Below are 21,283 nucleotides of genomic sequence, written 5' to 3' on the forward strand. Positions count from 1 at the left end.
GTACCGACGCCGGCTGGCGCGCCTGCGGCCGGGCTGCCTCCAGTTGCGGCCGTGGTCACGCTCGGAGTCAGTCGTCGCGGCCCGGGTGGCCGGGGAGCATCTCCTGTACTTTCGCCTTCAGTCCTTGGCGAATCATGCTGCCGCGGTCGCTGTCGCCCTTGAGGATCGACGCCGCCGCCGCTTCGATCTGGTCGAGGCTGGCGTGCGGAGGAATCGGCGGCACGGCGGGGTCCGTGCGGAAATCGATGACGTACGGCCGGTCGGCTGCCAGGGCCTGGCGCCAGGCGCCTTCCACCTCGTGCGGCTTCTCCACCCGGACGCCGGCGAGGCCGATGGAGCGTGCGAAGTCCGCATAGGGCACATCCGGCAGCGCCTGGGAGGGCAGGAACTGGGGGGCGCCGGACATGGCACGCATCTCCCAGGTGACCTGGTTGAGGTCCTGGTTGTTCAGCACCGCCACGATCAGCCGGGGGTCCTGCCACTGCTGCCAGTACTTGGCTGCGGTGATCAGTTCGGCCATGCCGTTCATCTGCATGGCGCCGTCGCCGACGATGGCGATCGCCGGCCGGTCGGGGTGGGCGAACTTCGCCCCGATGACGTACGGCACGCCGGGCCCCATGGTGGCCAAGGTGCCGGACAGCGATCCGCGCATCGTGCCGCGCATGCGCAAGTGACGGGCATACCAATTGGCCGCGGAGCCGGAGTCGGCGGCGAGGATCACGTTGTCCGGCAGCAGCGCGTCCAGAGCGTGGACGACGTACTCGGGGTTGATGGGGTCGGCCTCCACCGCGGCACGGCGCTGCATGACTTCCCACCAGCGGGCGGCGTCCTTCTCGATCTTCTCGCGCCACTTGCCGTGCTTCTTCGGCTTCAGCTGCGGCAGCAGCGCCTTGAGGGTCTCCTGCGCGTCGCCGACCAAGTTCACCTCGAAGGGATAACGCAACCCGATCAAGTTCGGGTCGATGTCGATCTGTACGGCTCGGGCCTGGTCGAGCTTCGGGAGGAACTGGGTGTAGGGGAAGCTGGAGCCCACGACGAGCAGGGTGTCGCAGTCCTGCATCAGCTCGTAGGAGGGCCTGGTTCCCAGCAGGCCGATCGATCCCGTCACGTACGGCAGATCATCGGGCAGCGCGTCCTTGCCCAGCAGGGCCTTGGCGACTCCGGCGCCCAGGACTTCGGCGAGCTGTTCGACCTGCGGCCGGGCGCCGCGCGCTCCCTGGCCGATCAGGATCGCGACCTTCTCCCCCGCGTTGAGCACTTCCGCGGCCCGGGTGATGTCCGCGGCGGCCGGTACTGGGGCGTAGGAGGACATGCCGAGGCTGGAGGGCACCATCTTGAAGGCGTGCGTGGGGGCGGAGTAGTCCAGCTCCTGCACGTCGGCGGGGATGATGACCGCGGTGACCGTGCGCTTGGCGTACGCGGTGCGCAGAGCGCGGTCGATGACATTGGGCAGTTGCTCCGGGACGGTGACCATTTCGCAGAAGTCGGAGGCGACGTCCTTGTACAGGCTGAGCAGGTCTACTTCCTGCTGGTAGGAGCCGCCCATGGCGCTGCGGTTGGTCTGTCCGACGATCGCGACGACGGGGACGTGGTCGAGTTTCGCGTCGTACAGGCCGTTGAGGAGATGGATCGCACCGGGCCCGGAGGTCGCGGCACAGACGCCGACCTTGCCGGAGAACTTCGCGTAACCCACGGCCTCGAAGGCCGCCATCTCCTCATGGCGTGCTTGCACGAACATCGGATCGTTCTCGGCGCGCCCCCACGCGGCGAGGAGACCATTGATGCCGTCGCCCGCGTAAGCGAAGACGTGCTCGACGTCCCATTCGCGCAAACGCTGCAGGATGAAGTCGGAGACCTTGATCGACACGGAAATACCTCTCATTGCGTAGGGGGTGGATGGGATGCCCGCCCGATCGATGGATGAGGTCGCGGGTACGCGCAGATCCGGCGGACCAGCTGCTCTCCTCATCTGCGGCGGCAGTGCCTCTGACAGAGGCCGGCTGCGGTGGCTGCGAGTGCGGTCAGGACCGCGATTGTGACGAGGCGGGCGTCTCGACGAGAGCGTTCGGGGCGGTCGGCGAGCTTTTCGGGATGGTCGGCAGGTGGGTGGTCGTCGAGACCGAGGGCCAGCGCTTCGGCCAAGTGCAGGGCCTGGCGCCCGGTGTTTCCTTGTTCGATCTGGGTGCGACAGCTGAAGCCGTCCGCGACCACCAGCGCGCTGGGCGCGGTTTCCCGTACGGCGGGCAGGACGCCCTGTTCGCCCACGGCCATGGACAGGTCGTAGTGGCCGCGTTCGAACCCGAAGTTCCCGGCGAGACCGCAGCATCCGGCGTCCAGGACGTTGGCGTCGAGTCCGGCCCAGCGCATGAGCTCGCGATCCGCGTCGTACTTCATCACCGCGTGCTGGTGGCAGTGCGTCTGCACGGTGGCCGCCCGGGCGAGTACGGGTGGCTGCCATCCCTCGGGAGCGTCGTTGAGCAGGAGTTCGGAGAAGGTCCGGAACTGCCGGGACAGACGCTGCACGTCCTGATCGTCGGGCATCAGTTCGGGCGCGTCGGAACGGAAGACCGCGGTGCAGGAGGGCTCCAGACCCACGAGGGGCGTTCCGGCCTCGATCCACGGTCGCAGCACCTCCAGGGTTCGACGCAGCACCTGCTTGGCTGCCTTCAATTGACCGGTGGAGATCCAGGTCAGGCCGCAGCACACCGCTTTCGTGGGGACGGCCACACGGAAGCCGGCGTCCTCCAGTACCCGTACAGCAGATTTGGCGACGTGCGGGTGGAAGTAGGTGGAGAACGTGTCGGGCCAGAGCACGACGGTCCGCGGATCGGCCGGGTCGGGCTCGGGTCGGTCGCGTGCGAGCCACCACTGGAGGAAGGATTCCTCCGCGAAGATCGGGGCTTGCCGCTGCGCGGCGACGCCCGCCACGCGTTTACCCAGGGCCGCCAGTCCGGGGGCGCGCAGGGCTGCGTTGATCACGCGCGGTGCGATCCGGGACATGCGGGCCCACAAGGGAAGCCAGCCCATGGAGTAGTGCGCCGCCGGACGCGGGCGGCCCGCGTAGTGGTGGGAGAGGAATTCGGCCTTGTAGGTGGCCATGTCGACCCCGACCGGGCAGTCGGACTTGCATCCCTTGCAGGACAGGCACAAGTCCAAAGCTTCCTTGACTTCGGTCGAGCGCCAACTGTCGGTGACCGGGGAATCCGCGTGCCCGCCCAGCATCTCGAAAAGCAACCGGGCCCGGCCGCGGGTGGAATGTTCCTCCTCGCCGGTAGCCCGATAGGAAGGGCACATCACCCCACCTTCGTGAGTACGGCAGTTGCCGATGCCCACACAGCGCATCACCGCCTGGCTGAAGGAGTGGTCGTCGTCGGGGTACCCGAAGTGCGTCGCATGGGCGTGCGGCCGCCACAACGGGCCCAAGCGCAGATTCTCATCGACCCGGAACGGGGAGACGACCTTGCCCGGGTTCATCCGGTTGTCCGGATCGAACAACGCCTTGACCTCGCCGAACGCCCTGACCAATGCCTCACCGAACATGCGTTCCAGCAGCTCGCCCCGCGCCTGACCATCGCCGTGCTCCCCCGACAGGGAGCCGCCGTACGACGTCACCAGGTCAGCGGCGCGGAACAGGAAGGCACGGAATTCCGCTACCCCTTCCGCGGTCCTCAACGCGAAGGGAATGCGGGTGTGTACGCACCCCTGGCCGAAGTGCCCGTACAGCGAAGGGTGGCCGTAGCCGAACTCGGTGAACAGCTTCTTCAGATCCCGCAGATAGTCGCCGAGTTTCTCCGGCGGGGCGGCGGAATCCTCCCAGCCCTCCCAGGTCTCGCGTTCGTCCGGCGGTCGGGCGGTAACTCCAAGGCCGGCTTCCCGGGCCTTGAGCATCTGCTGCTCACGTCCCGGGTTGTCCGAGAACGACACCGACGGATCGTCCTCGTCCCGGCCGAGTGCCCGCAACAGGCCGCGTGCCTGTTCATCCACGTTCTCCGGGCTATCGCCGCTGAACTGCACCAGCAGCCAGCTCTCGCCCTGGGGGAATTGCTCGAGCGATTCGAGGTGGGAGCCCTCTTCGCGCATCAGTTGCGCCATCCTCCCGTCCAGGGCCTCCAACAATTCTGGATCGCTGTGCTTCAGCAGGCGCGGCACGTCATCGGCTGCAGCACAGATGTCGTCGTAGCCGAGCACCACCATGGCCTCGTGGGCGGGGACCGGCACCAGGTCGAGCTCGGCGCGCAGCACCGTGACGAGCGTGCCTTCGCTACCCACCAGTGCCCGCGCCACATCGAAGCCCTTCTCCGGCAGGAGGGAATCCAGGTTGTATCCGGACACACGTCGCGGGATGTCGGGGAAACCGCGCCTGACCTCACCGAGGTAGGTGTCGATGATCTGCCGCAGTCCCTGGTACAGCTCCGCCTGTCGGCCGCCTGCGGCGATCACGGCCTCGAAGTCCTTCTTCGAGGTGGGACCGACCCAGCAGCGTGTCCCGTCGTAGGTGAGGATCTCCAGGCGGCGCACGTTGTCAACGGTTTTGCCGTACGCCTGAGCAGAGCCGCCACAGGAGTTGTTGCCGATCATGCCGCCCAGCGAGCAGTGGCTGTGGGTGGACGGCTTCGGGCCGAACTTCAGGCCATGGCCGGCAAGCTGTCGATTGAGCTCATCGAGCACAATGCCGGGCTCCACCACACAGACTTTCCGCCCAGCATCAACGGATACCAGCCGGTGGCAGTACTTGGTCCAGTCGATGACGACAGCGACGTTCGTGCACTGGCCGCCAAGACTGGTGCCCCCGCCCCGCGACAACACCGGCGCCCCGAACCGGGCGCACACCGCTACCGCTTCCGCGCCGGCCTCGACCGTCCGCGGGATGACCACCCCGATCGGCACCTGCCGGTAGTTCGAACCATCCGTGGAATACGCACCGCGGCTGCCCGCATCGAAGCGCACCTCCGCGTCGATGCGACCCAGGGCCCTTTCCAAGCCGACCACGTCCAGGGCCGTACCCGTAGCGCTCCCGATGGCGGCCTGCGGAAGCGGCTCCGTCTCCATAAAGCCTCATCCCTCTCCTGCGGCCTGCCACAGTCCACCTCGATGAGCGTCAAAGCCCAGCTGTGCGGGAGACACTCGGCCCGCGTGCAGGAGGCTGACCTGCGCTCACCCGATCGCCTAACCCGTTCCGCACGGATGGAAACGTGTGCAGGATTGCAAGAAAATTGCCGGGACTCCCGTCGATTCGCACTTTCCGTTGGCTAGCCCTTGTTTGCCGTTTCGGCCAGGCCCCTGGCCGCGCGGGCGATGTTCTCCGCGTCGATGCCCGCCGCGGCAAGAAGTTCCGCCGGGGTGCCGGAGGCAGGCAGGTCGCGGACGGCCAGATGCGCGAACGCCGGGCAGCTACCGCTGGCGGCCAGAGCAGAGAGGACCGCTTCGCCGATTCCGCCCTGGGGGTGATGGTCCTCGGCCACGACCAGGGCGCCGGTGTCCCGGGCCGCGAGCAGCAGGGTCTCGGCGTCCAGCGGCTTGACCGAGTACAGGTCGATGACACGCGCAGCAATGCCCCGCTGCGCGAGGTCCTCGGCCGCTTTCAGACACTCGTGGACGGTGACGCCTGCTCCCACCAGGGTGATCTGGTCGGCTTCGCCGCTGCTGCGCAATGTTTTGGAGCCGCCGATGGGGAACTGTTCGTCCGCCGAGTACAGGACGGGGTAGGCGCCGCGAGTGGTACGCACGTAGGAGATGCCGTCCAGGTCGGCCATGGCGATGGTCAGGGCGGCGGTGCTGGTCGCGTCGCTGGGATACAGCACGGTGGAGCCGTGCACGGCTCGCATCATCGCCAGATCTTCCAGCCCCATCTGGGACGGGCCGTCCTGTCCGATCTCCACCCCGCAGTGCGTGCCGCACAGCGCCATGGAGACCTGGGAGACGGCGGCCATCCGGATGAAGTCGTGGGCGCGGGTGAGGAAGGCCGCGAACGTGGTCGCGAAGGGGCGGAACCCGCGCACCGCCATACCCACGGCGGTGGCGATCATCTGCTGTTCGGCGATGTAGGACTGGAAGAACCGGTCCGGGTACGCCTTGGCGAAGTCCTCGGAGTGGGTCGAGTTGCCCACCTCGGCGTCGAGCGCGACCACCTGCGGGCGCGCCCCGCCCAGCGCCACCAGTGCCTGGCCAAAGGCGGACCGCGTGGCGACCTCCTCGCCGATGTCGAACCGGGGCCGAAGCACAGGGCCGGGGTCCAGTGGCTGGGCCGGCGTCTGGCCCGCGGGGGGCCGCGGGCCGCGTACCGTCGCGTGCCGGATGCCGCCCAGTTCCTCGACGGCGCGGTCCGCCATCTCGGAGGGTAGGGGCTTTCCGTGCCAGCCCTCGGCATCCTCCACCTCGCTGAAGCCCTTGCCCTTGATGGTGCGGGCCACGATGACGGTCGGCCGCTGGCCGTCCGCCGCAACGCGCAGGGCTTCGTCGATGGCGGTCAGATCATGGCCGTCGACGATCAGGGCGCGGCAGCCGAACGCTTCGATGCGTCGGGCGTAGGCCTCCACGTTCCAGCCCAATTCGGTGGGGCCGCTCTGGCCGAGGCGGTTGACGTCCACAATGACGGTGAAGTTCGCGAGCTGGTTCTGTCCGGCCTTGTCCAGGGCCTCCCAGACGGAGCCTTCGGCCATCTCACTGTCTCCGCACAGGACCCAAACCCGGTAGGGCTGGTGTTCCAGGTCGCGGCCCGCCAGTGCGATGCCGATGCCGTAGGCGATGCCCTGACCCAGCGAGCCGGTGGCCACATCCACCCAGGGCAGGACCGGAGTGGGGTGGCCCTGGAGTCGGGCGCCCGCCCGCCGGTAGGTCGTCAGCAGTTCCTTCTCCGGAACAGCCCCAGCTGCTGTGAACATCGCGTACAGCAGCGGGGAGGCGTGGCCCTTGGAGAAGACCAGATGGTCGTTGGCCAGGTTCGCGGGGTCGTGCCAGTCGTAGCGCAGATGACGGGCCATAAGGACGGCCATGAGGTCGGCGGCGGACATGCTCGAGGTCGGATGACCGGATCCGGCGGCCGTACTGGCTCGCACCGAGTCCACCCGCAGCTGCTGGGCGAGCTCGAAGACGTCACCCAAATCGGAGGTAGGACTCACCTGAGGAGCTGAAGTCGTGGCCATGGGGACGGGCTCTCCCTTCAGGGTTGCTCGGACAGTTGCGGCAGGTCAGCAGCCTGTGGCCAGGTCACTCTCGGCAGCCCCGAAGTCGACCAGGTATTCGTGGTTGTCCTGGGATTCGATCTGCAGGTGATCGGCCATGACGGTCCGCTACCCGCTAGGCCGCGGCGAACACCGAGACCAGTGCTTCGCCGAAGGCAGGCAGGTCATCGGGTTTACGGCTGGTGACCAGGACATTGGGTCCGGCAGTGCAGATCTGGACCTGCTGGTCGGTCCACTGCGCGCCGGCATTGATCAGGTCGGTGCGAAGGCTGGGCCACGAGGTGAGGCTGCGCCCGCGGACCATGTCGGCCTCGATCAAGATCCAGGGTGCGTGGCAGATACCAGCGACAGGTTTCCCGGCGTGGAAGAAGGATCCGACGAAGTCCACCGCGGCGGAATCCAGCCGCAGCGCATCCGGATTGGCCACGCCGCCCGGCAGTACCAGGGCGTCGTACGCGTCAGCGGAGACATCGCCGACCACGTCATCGACGTCGAAGGTGTCACCGTAGTCCAAATGGTTGAATGCCTGGGCTTTGCCACTCTGAGTGGATACCAGACGCGGCGTACCGCCGGCTTCCAGGACCGCCTGCCAGGGCTCAGTCAGTTCCACCTGCTCGACGCCCTCGGGTGCGACCAGGAACGCGATGGTCTTGCCCCGCAAGGTGACCATGAGGCGACCTCTCTTCGTGCGGTGTCGGTACGGCGGTAACTTCAGCGAAGCGCCTCCCCCAGCCGCACAGCCCCAAACAGGATCAAGCCTTCCACACTCTCGTCGGCCCCGCGCTTCACGAGACTGCCGGCGCGCGAAGCCGCCTCACACCGACAGCGATGTGGCAACGAGGCCCGATGTGACGGCACGGCGCGTCCAGACCGCCGACGGGCTCCGCTCGGACGCCAATCTCGATGGGCTGGGGCCAGTTCAGATGAAGTCGCCGGCGTACAGGCCAGACGCGGCGCCGCTGGAATTACCCGATGTCGCCCCGGGTGGCCGCGTGACCTCGCGCGGCCACCCCGGCGCGACGGGGTTCAGGGTTGTGCCCGCTCGGACCCAGCGCCTGTGGCCGGGGACGCGGATGCGGCCGGTTGCACGGTCGAGTCAGGGGAGGTCACCTCGGCGGGGATCTTGACGCAGATCTCCTTCACTCCGCCGGAACCCAGTTCGACGCGCAGGGTGACTCGCCGGCCCGCGAGAACGCGGGGAATGACGACGGGGTGCCGCGCCGAAGCCTTCACCTCGGCCAGCGCGAAACAGCCGACGTCGGCGCAAGCCACCTCGATATCGCCTTCTTCGCTCTCGGCCGTCACGGTCACACGTATCGGGTCGTGGTTGGTGACCGGCAGGTAGTCCACCTCGATGTCGAGGGCCTCGTCGGCGATCACGCGCAGAGGCGGCGCCCCTGTATGGTCACGGACCCGGATTCCCAGGAACTCGCCCGCCCCGCTGCACACCTCGACCGGACCGACGATTCCCATGGTGTTCTCCTCCCCCGGGCCTGCGAGCTCCGCTTCCCGGCGTTCGGCCACGACGCGACTACCTGCGTTCGCGAATCTGCCCGCTACGCCGACCCACAATCCTGCGACGGTGGCACCTCGGACGCAGCCCAGATCCACACCGTGTCGGCCGGATCAGTGATCACCGACAGGACGAAAGGAGAAGTCGTGATCAGCCGTTCATCGACCACCGGCGCCCTTTCACCCGGTCGGGGGTGCTCCGTGCGCGGGCGGGGGGGTCGTCCGCGCAGACTGGGCGGACGGGCCCGGGCCGGGCGAGCGGAGCTTCGGCTCCATATGTGCGCGAGGCGGCGGCGGTCGAGCGCGTAACGGCGGATGAAGGGTGCGACACGTGGAGCCGACGGCAGGCCACGAGGGCAGAACCGAACGCGCCCAGGAGCCAGCGACGCACTCGCGGATCACGATGCGGGTCAACGGAACCTCGCGCGCGCTGACGCTCGACCACCGCACCACCGTGCTCGACGCTCTGCGTGAGCACCTGGATCTCACCGGCGCCAAGAAAGGCTGTGACCACGGACAGTGCGGTGCGTGCACCGTACTGGTCGAGGGCTCGCCGACCAACACTTGCCTGCTCCTGGCGGTCACCCTCGACGGTGTCCCGATCACCACCGTCGAAGGACTGTCCGACGGCGACCGGCTCCACCCCGTCCAGGAAGCATTCCTCGCGCGGGACGCGTTCCAGTGCGGATACTGCACCCCGGGCCAGATCTGCTCGGCGGTGGGCATCCTGGCGGAGGCGACCGCAGGCCACCCCTCCCACGTCACCGACCCCCATCAACCTCCCGGACAGGCGGTGGAGTTGACCGGCGAGGAGATCCGCGAACGGATGAGCGGCAATCTCTGCCGTTGCGGCGCGTATCCCAACATCGTCAACGCGATCGAGGACGTGGCTCCGTGAAACCCTTCGCCTACTACCGTCCCACGGATGCCGCCGGAGCCATCGCCGCCTACGCCGCGGACCCCGGAGCCCGGTATCTCGCCGGCGGAACCAACCTCGTCGACCTGATGAAACGCGGCGTGGAGAACCCCGGCACGCTCATTGACGTCGGCAGACTGCCGCTGAACCGGATCGAGGACGAACCCGGAGGCGGGCTGCGGATCGGAGCAACGGTACGCAACAGCGACCTCGCCGCGCACCCGACGGTACGAACCCGATATCCGGTGCTGTCCCATGCGATCCTCGCCGGCGCATCCGGGCAGCTGCGCAACACCGCGACCACCGGCGGGAACCTGCTGCAACGCACCCGGTGCACGTACTTCCAGGACGTTTCCAAGCCCTGCAACAAACGCACGCCGGGCACCGGCTGCCCGGCCCGCGAAGGAGTTCACCGCGACCTGGCGGTACTCGGGCACTCGGAGCAGTGCGTGGCCACCAACCCCTCGGACATGGCAGTGGCACTGAGCGCCCTGGACGCCGTTGTCCTTCTGCTCGGTCCGGACGGCGAGCGCACCGTCCCGGTCACCGACTTCCTCCGGCTGCCCGGTGACCGTCCCGACAGCGACAGCGAGATCCGCCCCGGAGAGCTCATCACGGGTGTGGAACTCCCGCCGCCTCCCTCCGGCCACTCCGCCTACCGCAAGGTCCGCGACCGCGCCTCCTACGCCTTCGCGCTGGTCTCCATCGCCGCGGTGCTCGACGTACGCGACGGCACGATCACCGAAGCCGCCCTGGCCTTCGGGGGTCTGGCCCACAAACCGTGGCGCGCCAGAACGGCCGAAACGGTGTTGCGCGGGGCACCCGCCACCGAGGAGACGTTCGCCCGGGCCGCCGACGCCGAACTCGCCGCCGCCCGGCCGCTACGTGACAACGGCTTCAAGGTGCCACTCGCCCGCAACCTCACCATGAGCCTGCTGGCCGAGCTCGCCGCCCGCTCCTGAGTACCCCCGCCCGAGGACATGAGGAGCCGCCCATGAGCCACTCGATCCCCCCGCTGGGCACGCCCGCCGTGCGCCGCGAGGGCCGCGACAAGGTCGCCGGTGCCGCACGGTACGCGGCCGAGCACACGCCGCCGCGCTGCGCCTACGCCTGGCCGGTTCCCGCGACGATCGCGCGCGGCAGCGTCGTCGCCATCCACACCGGTGAGGCGTTGGCACTGCCCGGGGTCATCGCCGTCCTCACCCATGAGAATGCTCCGCGCCTGGAGAAGCCCGACGACGAGACCCTCGCGGTCCTTCAGGACGCACACGTCCCGCACCGCGGCTGGTACGTCGCTCTGGCCGTCGCCGACACCCTCGAAGGCGCCCGCGCGGCCGCCGACGCGGTGTCCGTCGAGTACTCCATCTCCCCACACGACGTGCTGCTCACCATGGACCATCCCGGCCTCTACACACCGGACACGGCCAACGGCGGCCACCCGTCCCACCGCGAGCGGGGCGACTTCGACGCCGCCTTCGCCGCGGCGGAGGTCCGCGTGGACGCGACCTTCACGATCAGCGCGCTGCACAACCACCCCATGGAGCCGCACGCGTCCACCGCGCACTGGCACGACGACCACCTGACGGTGCACGACTCGAGCCAGGGATCCACCACCGTCCGCGACACCCTGACGGCGATGTTCGCGCTGGAGCCCGAGCAGGTCACCGTGTACTCCGAGCACGTGGGAGGGGGCTTCGGCTCCAAGGGCACGCCACGCCCGCAGGTGGTACTGGCCACGATGGCCACCCTGCACACCGGGCGGCCCGTCAAACTCTTCCTGCCCCGCCACCATCTGGCTTCCGTCGTGGGACATCGGGCGCCCACCGTGCAACGGGTCAGACTGGGTGCCGACCAGAACGGTGTCATCACCGCTCTCGCACACGACGTGATCACCCAGACCTCGACGGTCAGGGAGTTCGTGGAGCAGGCCGCCGTCCCCGCCCGCACGATGTACACATCGCCGAACAGCCGGACCACCCACCGGGTCACGGCCCTGGACGTGCCAACCCCCTCCTGGATGCGGGCTCCGGGCGAAACCCCCGGGATGTACGCGCTGGAGACAGCGATGGACGAACTCGCCCTCGCTACCGGCGTGGACCCCGTCGAACTGCGCCTGCGCAACGAACCGTCCGCCGAGCCCGACAGCGGCCATCCCTTCAGCAGCCGCAACCTCATCGCGTGTCTGCGGGAGGGAGCGGTCCGCTTCGACTGGGCACGACGCGACCCACGACCCGGGGTCCGCCGTAAGGGGAGACTCCTTCTCGGCACCGGCGTCGCATCCGCCACGTACCCGGTCCTCGTCTCCGCCAGCAGCGCCACGGCGCACGCGGCCGCCGACGGCTCCTACCGGATCCGCGTCAACGCCACCGACATCGGCACCGGCGCCCGCACCGTCCTCGCCCAGATCGCCGCCGCCGCGCTGGAGGCGCCGATCGAGGCGGTGACCGTCGACCTCGGCAACAGCGATCTGCCGCCCGCCCCGCTGGCCGGCGGCTCATCCGGCACTGCCTCGTGGGGCTGGGCGGTCCACAAAGCATGTCGAGCCCTCATCGACCGGCTGAAGGAGGTGACCGGCGACCTGCCGCCAGCCGGGGTGACGGTCCGCGCGGACACCGAGCAGGAAACAGAGACCGAGCCCCCGTACGCGCGGCACGCCTTCGGAGCCCACTTCGCCGAGGTCCAGGTCGACACCACCTCGGGTGAGGTGCGTGTGCGACGCCTCCTGGGTGTCTACGCCGCCGGCCGAATCCTCAACCCGCGCACCGCGCGGTCACAGTTCATCGGCGGGATGACCATGGGCCTGGGCATGGCCCTGATGGAGGGCAGCACCCTGGACCCCACCTTCGGGGACTTCGCCGAGAACGACTTCGCTTCCTACCACGTACCGGCCTGCGCGGACGTACCCGCCATCGAAGCGCACTGGATCGAGGAGGAGGACAGCCATCTCAACCCCATGGGCAGCAAGGGCATCGGAGAGATCGGGACGGTCGGGACCGCCGCCGCCATCGGAAACGCCCTCCACCACGCCACCGGCATCCGGCTGAGGGAACTGCCCATGACCCCGGACCGGGTCCTTTCGCGGTTGATCTAAGCGCACAACTCATCGACGACAAAAGGCGAGGCTGCAGATCCTCACCCGGCATCTGCCTTCACGGCAGCTCCTAAAGCCTCGTCGGATCGCTCAGTACGCTGTCATCGATCCGCGCCAGCAGTTCGTCCGGGCCTTCGTAGACCTGCTCGGCTCCCGCGTCCAGGAGTTCCTGGCGGCACAACCCCCCGGACAGGACGCCGAGACAGCGGACTCCCGCCCGTCGTGCCGCCTGTGCGTCCCAGACCGCGTCACCCACGAAGACAGCCCGCTCGGGCGCTACGCCCGCGCGGTCCAAAGCCACCTGCACCAGGTCGGGCGATGGCTTGCTGGCGTCCACGTCATCAGCTTTCGTGCTCGCGTCGATGGCGTCGTCCGCACCCAGTGCGTCCTTCATGACGTGGAACTCCGCACCCGAGGCAGAACTGGCCAGGACCACAGCCCAGCCCCGGTCGGCGCAGGCGCGCAGCAGGTCAGCCGCGCCTTCCAGCGGAGGCAACCGTGACCAGTACTGGGCGTAGAGCGCGTCGTGCGCGGCGCTCAGTCCCTCGTCCTCGTCCTGGTCCCGTTCCTCCCCGAGCAAGTGGTCGAACAAATGGTCCGAGCCCATGCCGATCGAGCGGTGGATCGACGCCATGGGAACCTGGTGCCCCTTCTGGCGCAGTGCTTCCCACCACGCCACGGTGTGCAGGTACACCGTGTCCATCAATGTGCCGTCCACGTCGAACAGCACGGCGCCCCGCGCCTGCACCTGATCCACGACCACCTCCGTTGTGGGCGAACCGGGCGCGCTTCCCGCTGACGCCCACCCTCGTGTACCCGGGCCGTGGCCGCACATTCACGGCAACAACGCCACACCACCCGGACAGTCCTCGAATCGACCGGCTACCGCGATCACCCGAGTTCGGCCGCAGCCCGGTCCGGGTGCCGCACGCGATCAGGAAGCGTCGAGTTTCGGAAAGACGATCTTGTCAAGGACGAGGTCGATGGCCACCGCGACCGGCACGGCCACCAGCGCACCGATGATGCCCAGCAGCGCACCGCCGGCCAGCACAGCGATCACCGTGACCACCGGATGGACATCGACGGCGAAGCGCATGGCCTTCGGCATGATCAGGTAGTCCTCCAGGAGCCGGAAAGCAACGTAGAAGCCCGCGGTGGCGGCCGCGACGGGCCAGGAGACCGACAAGGCCACCAGGCTGACAATCACCCCCGCGATCGTTGACCCCACCATCGGGATCATGTCCAGTACCGCGGTGAGGACCCCGAGCGCCGCAGCATAGGGAACACCCATCGGCGCACACCAGGCGAACGTCGCCACCCCGGCGATCGCGGAGGTGGCGACATTGCCCAGCATGAACCGACCGATGCGTTGCAGGACTTCCTCACTGATCTCCCGAGTCCGCTCACGGCGGCTGCCAGGGACCAGTTGGTAGGCGAACTTCTTCATACCGGGCATGCTGACCATGAAGTACACCGTGAGGGTGGCCACCACCACCGTCGCGGTGATCGCGCTGACCACGTACAGGCCCGCCCCGAGGAGACCGCCCACCAGGTTGGAACCGCCCCTCGCGGTGAGCTGGCTCTTGGCCTTGTCGATCAGGTGGTAGCGGTCCTCGAGCCGGCCCAGCGTCGAATGATGGTCATGGAGTTGCTGCAGCCACCCAGGAGCGGCCCGCACCAACGCGCTGACCTCGGTGGCGACCGGTGGAACGACCACGGCCAACAGGCCCACGGTGACCAGCAGGAACCCGGTCACCACCAGCAGCACCGCCCTCCCCCGGCGCATCCGCCGGTCAACGAGCCACCCCACCAAGGGCTCCAGGCTGACCGCGACGAGGAACGCCAACAAAACCAGCAGCAGTACCTGGCTCGCGCGAAGAACCGCCTGAGCCACCTGCCAGGCCAGAAAGGCACCGAGGGTGAACGCGAAACCGACCACGAACCATGACCTGCGCCGCAACCCACCGCCTCCGTCAACGGGGGCCCGTGACCGGCGACGACCGGCGGAGGCGGCGAGTGAATCCTCCTGATCTCCGGGTTCAACCGGCATGTCATGCCCTTCCGCTCTGTGCCGTCACCGGGTCGCTCGCACCGTGACCGGTAGCCCTTCGACGGCGCTTTCCCCAGGACGCCTTCCCCCTGCCGCCGCACCCAGACTCAAGAAAGCGGCGCCCGAGATGAGCAGAGCGCGGCGCATCCCGATGCTGAGTCACTCGGTCGGCAGACCGAAAGGCGCTCGGCTGGGGTTCCCTCTCGCCGACACCAGGGACGGGCATCGAGGGGACTCAGGCAGGATGCCCTGGCGACAGGTCGAGAACATCGCTCAGCCGGAGCAGCGCGCCCCGCGGCATCGCCAGGGCGTCGCCGTCGACAGGGCTGACGAGAAAGCCGACATGATCGCCCCAGTCGGCACGGTCACCGATACGTCCTACGAACCAGGCACGGGCATCCGTCAGCACGGGGACGCCGTCCCGGCCGGGGCTCCAGCGGACCTGATCGAACTTGTCCACCTGATCACCGGTCTCACCGCCGAACAGCTCCGCCAGGTCCCTCTGATCACGACCCAGCAGATGAACCGCGAGAAACGTGGCACGCTCTGCCACCGGGTAGGTGTGGTTGGCCTTCGAGAGCCACACCACGAACCGGACCGGATCCAGAGAGCACTGCGAAGCGAACCCGACCAGACAGCCCGACCGCTCCCCGCCGGCCGCCGCCGTCACCACGTACATCGGGTAGTCCAGCAGGTTGGTGAAGCCGTCCGTGTCCACCATTTGCACTCCCTGCCGTCGCCCTCCTGTGCCCAGCGGCCTGCATCACCAGTCTCGCATCGAGATCACCCCTCCTGCAGCGCACCGCGACTTGGCTCGTCGGCCGAGCACGTGGGGGCCGCGCCAGGCAGCGCCGGCCCCGCCAGCGCCCTGCGCCACCACCTCGACGGCCTTGACAGGGGACTCGCCCTTCCCCGCGATCAGGTGGTGGGGCCGGCGGCGCTGATGTCTGCGAGCGCAGACGTCGGGTCTCGGTCGATGGCGAGGTCGCCGAGGGACACGATGCCCACCGGCTGATCGTTCTCGATGACGGGCAGGCGGCGCAGAGCGTGGGTGCGCATGAGATCGACGGCGCGGTCGATGTCGTCGTCGGGGCCGACGCTGACGAGTTCGCCGCTGCAGACCTCGGCGACGGTGGTCTGGTCGGGGTCCTTGCCTTCGGCCACGGCACGGACGACCAGGTCCCGGTCGGTGACCACCCCGCGCAAGCCCCCGTCGTCGGTGACCAGTACGTCGCCGACATCCGCGTCGCGCATGCGCTGGGCGGCGGCGTGGACGGAGGTCAGCTCGCCGACGGTGACCAGGCTCTCGGTCATGATCTCTCGGATCTTCTGGGTCATGATGTCCTCCAAAATGTGGCGTAGGTCCGTGCTTCGCGGCGGTTCGCGGTTCGCCGGTCGGCCGTTGACAGGGGATGTTCGGCACGATGCGCCCCAGCGGGTGTCCCGGAGCCGTTCGACCGCGGCTCACACGCGGTTGCCGGGCATCGCACCCTGGGGGTGGTCGGCCGATGGTGTGCCGGCGAGTTCCAGAAGATCGCTCACCTCGCCGTCGGACACCTGGTGGAAGTCCTCGTACCAGGCGCCGACGGCGTGCAGGTACCGGTGGGGCTGGAGGCATACGACCAGGTCGGCGTCCTGGCGGAGCTCGTCAGCGCCCCGAGTGCCGCACACCGGCACCGCGAGAATGAGCTGAGCGGGCTGCTGGGCGCGGATCCGGCGCAGCGCGGCTCGAGCGGTGACGCCCGTGGCGAGCCCGTCGTCGACGAGGATCACCGTGCGGTCCCTGAGAGTGGGTGCGGGGCGGCCGTGCCGGTAGAGGGCTTCGCGGCGATGCAGTTCGGTTCGCTCTTCGGCGACGTCGGCCGCGAGTTCGTCGGGGGTGAGATGGAGAATCTTCAGCGCGCGCTGGTTGAACAGCGGTGGGTCGTCTCCCGTGATCGCGCCGATTCCGGCCTCGGGTTGGCCGGGTGCGCCGATCTTGCGGACGACCAGTAGGTCCAGGGGCGCGTCGAGAGCGCGGGCGACCTCGGCTGCGACGGGGACGCCACCGCGCGGTAGAGCCAGCACGATGGGATCGGCCCACTGCTGCGTCGCTCGCAGTTCTTTCAGTTGGGCGGCGAGCTGTCGGCCTGCCTCCTGTCGGTCTTGGAACCGCATCGCAATCGCTCCTTCCCTTCGTCAAGCGGTGTCACATCCCCGTGGGCCAGGTCTCCTCCTCCTTTGTGTCCGCGGGGGCTGTGGCGAGCGGGGTGAGGGCGGTGGTGCGGTCGAGGAAGCAGAACGCGTCGTAGCGTTCGCCGAGGACGGTGGGCACGTAGTTGCCCCACGTCTCGTGCCCGGGCCGGTAGACCACGCCGATCGCGCGGTGGTCGCGTACCTCGCAGAGCCAGTCGCCATCGCCGCCGGTCGGGATCGCGAAGCGGTGGGCGACCGGGAAGACGAACAGCGCGCGGCCATCCGGCAGGGCCTGGCGCAGCAGGTCCTCGACGCTTCCGGCGCGGGCCGCAGGCATCTGTATCGTCCGGGCCCGGCCTCCCCAGTGGCCGGCAGCGGTCACCGTGCCCTGGTAGCTGCCGAAGCCCACCAGGACGACCCCCTCAGCGGCGTGGCGCTCGCGTGCCAGTTGGCCGACATTGACCATGCCTGCCCCGGACATGCCGGTGGCCCGGGCGTCCCCGACATGGGTGTTGTGCTCCCACACCACTGCCTTCGCCTCCGGCCCGTGGTGCACCATCAGGCGGTCAAGGGTGTCGGCCATGTGGACGTCCCGGATGTTCCATGAATCCGGCCCGCCTCGCACCATGGCCCGGTAGTACTGTTCGGCGCCTGCGAGCACTTCGGCGTTCTGCAGGGCGGCGAAGTCCGTGAGGCTGCCATCGGCAGATGAGGCCTGTTCGGAGCGCTCTCGCAACTGCATCAGCAGCGTCAGCACCTCCGATTCACAGGCATCCGGCACAAGCCGGGTCGCCCGGGCGTAGGACTGGGGGTCACGGGCGTACGGCTCGAAGCACCGGCAGGCCTGGCGGGCATGCTCCATCTGGTCCGGGGCGTACTCAGCCAGATAGTCCAGGACGGCGTGCAGCGACTCCCACAGGCTGTAGACGTCCAGCCCGAAGAAGCCGACCCGCCGGTCCTGGGGCAGTGCGCTGTTGTGTCGCCGCAGCCAGCGTGTGAAGCGGAGCACCTCGGTGTTCGCCCACATCCAGGCCGGCCAGCGAGCGAATCCGTGCAGCGCGTCCAGCGGGTCGGACGGCGCACCGGCTGCGGCGGTCACGGCGTCGTGCACCGCGTTGCAGTCCGGCCAGTCACCCTCCACCGCGACGAAAGAGAAGTCCTTCTCCTCGATCAATCGTCGGGTCAGCACGGCGCGCCAGCGGTAGTACTCTGCGGTGCCGTGCGACGCCTCGCCGAGAAGAACGAACCGGGCATCGCCGATCCGTGTCAGCAGCGGATCCAGCGATTCCCACCCGGTGAGCGGCAGAGCGCCGGCGCGGACCTCGTCGACCCGGTCGAGTGTGGTGCTGTTCATCGCTCCTCCCGCAGCTCACCGCTGCCCGGATCCCTCACCGCCTGGGGGCCCAGGCGATGACGACGATGGGCATCGCGCGTCCTGCTCCGCCACTGCGCGTACTGCGACTGCCCGTGATCCTCCGACCAAAACGGGCTCACTCAGATAGTCCCCCGGAGCGCGTGCCCACCACCTTCCGGCACGGTCCGCCAGTCACATCGACGCTCCCCCGCCCGGGCCGCGGGATTCCGCTGCGCACGAGCACCTTCTCAGGACGATTGACCTCGACGGCGCGACCGCCGACCCGGACGATCTTCGTCGCCGTCATCACGTTCTCCCGACGGGCTCTTCGCGGATCACTTCGCTGGCCGTCTTGTCATCGCGCAGGCCGAGGAATCGGGGATGGCGCAGCAGGCCGGCGGTGGTCCACTCGGTGAACCCGATCTGCGCCACCAAGTGCGGGCGCACCCAGTACACGGCGCGTTCCCGGATCCCGTCCACGAACGGCGAGCGTTCCTGTTCGAGGTCGTCGAGGTGGCGCCTGAGGGTGTGAAGGGTGGCGTTGTCGTAGCCGGTGCCGACCTTGCCCGCGTAGCGCAGCAGGTTGTCCTGGTAGTAGCCGAGCAGGAGGGCTCCGAAACCCACCCGGCTGCCGGTGGGTTCGGTGAAGCCGCCGATGACGAACTCCTGGCCGCCGGAGCACTTGAGCTTGAGCCACGCGGAGGATCGGCGGTGGACGTACCCGGCATCGGCGCGTTTGGCGATCAGTCCCTCCCAACCGCGCGAGCAGGCCTGATCCAGCAGGTCATGGCCGTCCTGGTTGCGGTGCGGGGTGAAGCGCAGGGGTGCGGAGAAGTCGAGGGCGTCGCGCAGCAGGGTTTTGCGGGTCCGCAGCGGCAGGTGGGTGGTGTCGCGGCCGTCCAGGCGCAGCAGGTCGAAGAGGTAGTACAGGACGGACACCCGGCTGGCGCGTACTGCGGCCGGTTTGGTGAGCTGCATGCGCTGCTGGAGCAGGGCGAAGTCCGTACGGCCGTCACGCATCGCGACGATCTCGCCATCCACGGTGAAGTCGCGGCAGCGCTGGGCGGTCAGCGCGTCCACGACCTCCGGGTACGTGGCGTTCAGTGGCTTGCGCCCTCGCGAGATCACCCGCACCGAGCCACCGTCGCGGGAGGCGAGGACGCGCACGCCGTCCAGCTTCCGCTCGAAGATCCAGTTCTCATTGAAGTCCCGCCGGTCGGTGAGGACCGCAAGCATCGGGGAGCCAGGCGCACCCGGTGCCTCGCGCAGCAGGCGCCGCTGTGCGGCGGGAAGCCGGTCCAGTAGTTCGTTCATTTCGTTGGCATCGCCGACCGCTTGTCGTGCGGCTCGCTGGACGGCGCCTTGGACACCGCCCAGGACTTCAGCGCGCCGTCCACCTCCAGAGGGAAGTCGAAACGCATGGCGGTCGCGTCGTGGATCTGCACTACGAACGAGGGGTGCTCATCGGACGGCTCGCCGCCGGTGCCCTCCGGCTCGGCGGTCTTCGAGAGGTCACGATGGCCGTGGTATTCGGACAGCGGCGCCCGTCGAAGTCATGGTCTCCTCCCCTCGGCTTCGGTCCCACTTTCCAGTCTCTCCCCATCTGCGTGGCAGAGCGTGCCGAGGCGGCCCCGCCCGCACGGCGAGGCCGGGTGCCCTCTGTTTCTCGGCCGAACGGTGGCGCCTCGGGGTGCCGGCGGCGTCGAGGCTGTTATGGAGGTGTCCAAACGGGCAGGGGCACAGTAGGAGCTGCGCCTCAGGAAGGGAGTCAGACGATGATTTTGCTCGGGATTCTGCTGCTGGGTGCGACCGGAGCCTTCACGGGGCTGCTGATCGCCTACAACACATCCAGCGGCCCGGACTACACCGTGACCATGTTCGGCAACGATCTCGCCACCATGAACACCCTGGAGGTCTTCCTGTCCGGGCTCGCCTTGGCGCTGGTCTTCTGCCTAGGGTGCGCCCTCGCACTCGGCGGTGGCGCGCGGATGCGCCACCGGGCGGTCGAACTTCGCGAGGCCCGGGCGCAAGCCCGCCAGGCCACAGCCGACCGGGACGCGCTCCAGAGCCGGAGGGATGAGACCGCGACGCCCGCCGGGCAGCCCGCCGCACCGACGCCGACGACACCCCGCCACCGGCACCTCTTCGGTCACTGACGTCGACACGGTCAGGGGGACGTGCGGCCCGTGGTGGAAAGCGGACCTGGGTGAGGCGGTCCGAGGAATTCTCAGGCCAGAGCACTTCTCAGAATCTCTCGACCGCCGCGCCCGGTGACCTGCCAATACTCCCGCTAGTGCCGTGACCGGACAGGTTCACCGAGGTCTCGTGTTCTGCGAGTTCGTGAGCCACCGCTGCTCCCCGGTTTTGGATGGCCACCGGGCCGGACGACCTCGTTTGGATGGTTGTAATCGATTTGCTGCCCACCCCGGCCGGCAGGCAAGGTGTGGATCATGCTTGAACTACGCAGTTTGACATCAGACGACTGGCCTCTTTGGCGGGATTTGCGGCTAGCCGCGCTTTCTGAGGCGCCCTACGCGTTCGGATCGACACTGGCCCAGTGGCAGGGTGCCGGCGACCGGGAGGAACGCTGGCGTGCCCGTCTCTCGATTCCTGGAGCGCACGATCTCGTCGCGCTCCTCGACGGCCTTCCGGTGGGCATCGCCAGCGGAGTACCGGGCGAGGGATCAGATCATGTGGAGTTGATCTCGATGTGGGTCGCCCCCACCGCTCGGGGCAAGGGCGTGGGTGACTACCTGATCCAGGCGGTCGAGCTGTGGGGGGCGGAGCGCGGTGCCACGACGCTGCGGTTGTCCGTCATGCCGGACAACCGCAAGGCGACTGCGCTCTATGAGCGGCACGGTTTCACGGACACGAATGAGCCCGGCGATCTTCTACCCGACGGCGTTGGAAGGGAGCGGGTCATGGCGAAGGGCCTGGCCTCTGTCTGATCTCCACACCCGGGCACGGCGGGATCCCTCACGTCAGACAGCGGCGGCGAGGGGGC

The 21,283-nt window shown here is 68.7% G+C and carries 18 protein-coding genes; 5 read left to right on the forward strand and 13 right to left on the reverse strand.

Annotated features, from left to right (window positions below):
* Nucleotides 1-67: 67 nt before the first annotated feature.
* The 5 genes from AC07DC_RS31615 to AC07DC_RS31635 all read right to left on the reverse strand — a co-directional run bounded on the left by AC07DC_RS31615 (nt 68) and on the right by AC07DC_RS31635 (nt 8,654).
* Nucleotides 68-1,882 (reverse strand): thiamine pyrophosphate-requiring protein, encoded by a 1,815-nt coding sequence (locus tag AC07DC_RS31615; protein WP_478917909.1) that lies wholly within the window; start codon nt 1,880-1,882, stop codon nt 68-70.
* Nucleotides 1,883-1,965: 83 nt separating this feature from the next.
* Nucleotides 1,966-5,049, reverse strand: a complete 3,084-nt coding sequence (locus AC07DC_RS31620) for an FAD-binding and (Fe-S)-binding domain-containing protein (RefSeq protein WP_478917910.1) — start codon at nt 5,047-5,049, stop codon at nt 1,966-1,968.
* A 200-nt stretch (nt 5,050-5,249) separates the two neighbouring features.
* Entirely contained in the window at nt 5,250-7,142 is a 1,893-nt protein-coding gene (locus AC07DC_RS31625) for a transketolase (protein WP_478917911.1), read from the reverse strand.
* A 154-nt stretch (nt 7,143-7,296) separates the two neighbouring features.
* The gene (locus tag AC07DC_RS31630; protein WP_478917912.1) at nt 7,297-7,851 is read right to left on the reverse strand and encodes a type 1 glutamine amidotransferase domain-containing protein; all 555 of its coding nucleotides are present in this window, start codon (nt 7,849-7,851) and stop codon (nt 7,297-7,299) included.
* A 356-nt stretch (nt 7,852-8,207) separates the two neighbouring features.
* Nucleotides 8,208-8,654 carry a hypothetical protein gene (locus AC07DC_RS31635; protein WP_478917913.1) on the reverse strand — a complete coding sequence of 149 codons (447 nt, stop codon included), beginning with the start codon at nt 8,652-8,654 and terminating at the stop codon, nt 8,208-8,210.
* A 442-nt stretch (nt 8,655-9,096) separates the two neighbouring features.
* Here AC07DC_RS31635 and AC07DC_RS31640 point away from each other — a divergent pair, with 442 nt between their 5' ends.
* The 3 genes from AC07DC_RS31640 to AC07DC_RS31650 are packed head-to-tail and all read left to right on the forward strand — an operon-like array spanning nt 9,097 to nt 12,700.
* Nucleotides 9,097-9,591: a 2Fe-2S iron-sulfur cluster-binding protein gene (locus AC07DC_RS31640; protein ID WP_478917997.1), complete on the forward strand. Its 495-nt coding sequence runs from the start codon at nt 9,097-9,099 to the stop codon at nt 9,589-9,591.
* Entirely contained in the window at nt 9,588-10,571 is a 984-nt protein-coding gene (locus AC07DC_RS31645) for an FAD binding domain-containing protein (protein WP_478917914.1), read from the forward strand. The genes AC07DC_RS31640 and AC07DC_RS31645 overlap by 4 nt, the downstream gene beginning before the upstream one ends.
* A 32-nt stretch (nt 10,572-10,603) precedes the next feature.
* Nucleotides 10,604-12,700 carry a xanthine dehydrogenase family protein molybdopterin-binding subunit gene (locus AC07DC_RS31650; protein WP_478917915.1) on the forward strand — a complete coding sequence of 699 codons (2,097 nt, stop codon included), beginning with the start codon at nt 10,604-10,606 and terminating at the stop codon, nt 12,698-12,700.
* Between the two features lie 70 nt (nt 12,701-12,770).
* Here the strand turns inward: AC07DC_RS31650 and AC07DC_RS31655 are convergent, their stop codons facing one another.
* The 8 genes from AC07DC_RS31655 to AC07DC_RS31690 all read right to left on the reverse strand — a co-directional run bounded on the left by AC07DC_RS31655 (nt 12,771) and on the right by AC07DC_RS31690 (nt 19,724).
* The gene (locus AC07DC_RS31655; RefSeq protein ID WP_478917916.1) at nt 12,771-13,457 is read right to left on the reverse strand and encodes an HAD family hydrolase; all 687 of its coding nucleotides are present in this window, start codon (nt 13,455-13,457) and stop codon (nt 12,771-12,773) included.
* A 177-nt stretch (nt 13,458-13,634) separates the two neighbouring features.
* On the reverse strand, nt 13,635-14,639 hold the full coding sequence (locus tag AC07DC_RS31660) for an AI-2E family transporter (RefSeq protein ID WP_478917917.1): 1,005 nt from the start codon (nt 14,637-14,639) through the stop codon (nt 13,635-13,637).
* 346 nt (nt 14,640-14,985) lie between these two features.
* Nucleotides 14,986-15,471, reverse strand: a complete 486-nt coding sequence (locus tag AC07DC_RS31665) for a flavin reductase family protein (RefSeq protein WP_478917918.1) — start codon at nt 15,469-15,471, stop codon at nt 14,986-14,988.
* A 197-nt stretch (nt 15,472-15,668) separates the two neighbouring features.
* Complete coding sequence (locus AC07DC_RS31670; RefSeq protein ID WP_478917919.1) at nt 15,669-16,088, reverse strand: CBS domain-containing protein; 420 nt, start codon at nt 16,086-16,088, stop codon at nt 15,669-15,671.
* A gap of 126 nt (nt 16,089-16,214) precedes the next feature.
* The gene (locus AC07DC_RS31675; protein ID WP_478917920.1) at nt 16,215-16,907 is read right to left on the reverse strand and encodes a phosphoribosyltransferase; all 693 of its coding nucleotides are present in this window, start codon (nt 16,905-16,907) and stop codon (nt 16,215-16,217) included.
* A gap of 31 nt (nt 16,908-16,938) precedes the next feature.
* Complete coding sequence (locus tag AC07DC_RS31680) at nt 16,939-18,279, reverse strand: erythromycin esterase family protein (protein WP_478917921.1); 1,341 nt, start codon at nt 18,277-18,279, stop codon at nt 16,939-16,941.
* A gap of 306 nt (nt 18,280-18,585) precedes the next feature.
* Nucleotides 18,586-19,593 carry a non-homologous end-joining DNA ligase gene (gene ligD / locus AC07DC_RS31685; protein WP_478917922.1) on the reverse strand — a complete coding sequence of 336 codons (1,008 nt, stop codon included), beginning with the start codon at nt 19,591-19,593 and terminating at the stop codon, nt 18,586-18,588.
* Nucleotides 19,590-19,724, reverse strand: coding sequence for a DNA polymerase ligase N-terminal domain-containing protein (locus AC07DC_RS31690; protein WP_478917923.1), 135 nt, complete (start codon nt 19,722-19,724; stop codon nt 19,590-19,592). Before AC07DC_RS31690 ends, ligD begins: the two co-directional genes overlap by 4 nt.
* Nucleotides 19,725-20,054: 330 nt before the next feature.
* Between AC07DC_RS31690 and AC07DC_RS31695 the strand changes: the two genes are divergently transcribed.
* Together AC07DC_RS31695 and AC07DC_RS31700 are read left to right on the forward strand one after the other, a co-directional pair.
* Entirely contained in the window at nt 20,055-20,435 is a 381-nt protein-coding gene (locus AC07DC_RS31695; RefSeq protein WP_478917924.1) for a hypothetical protein, read from the forward strand.
* Nucleotides 20,436-20,729: 294 nt separating this feature from the next.
* Nucleotides 20,730-21,227 carry an N-acetyltransferase family protein gene (locus AC07DC_RS31700; protein ID WP_478917925.1) on the forward strand — a complete coding sequence of 166 codons (498 nt, stop codon included), beginning with the start codon at nt 20,730-20,732 and terminating at the stop codon, nt 21,225-21,227.
* The last annotated feature ends 56 nt before the right edge of the window (nt 21,228-21,283 follow it).

It is taken from the genome of Streptomyces sp. NPDC045021, from assembly GCF_056432645.1.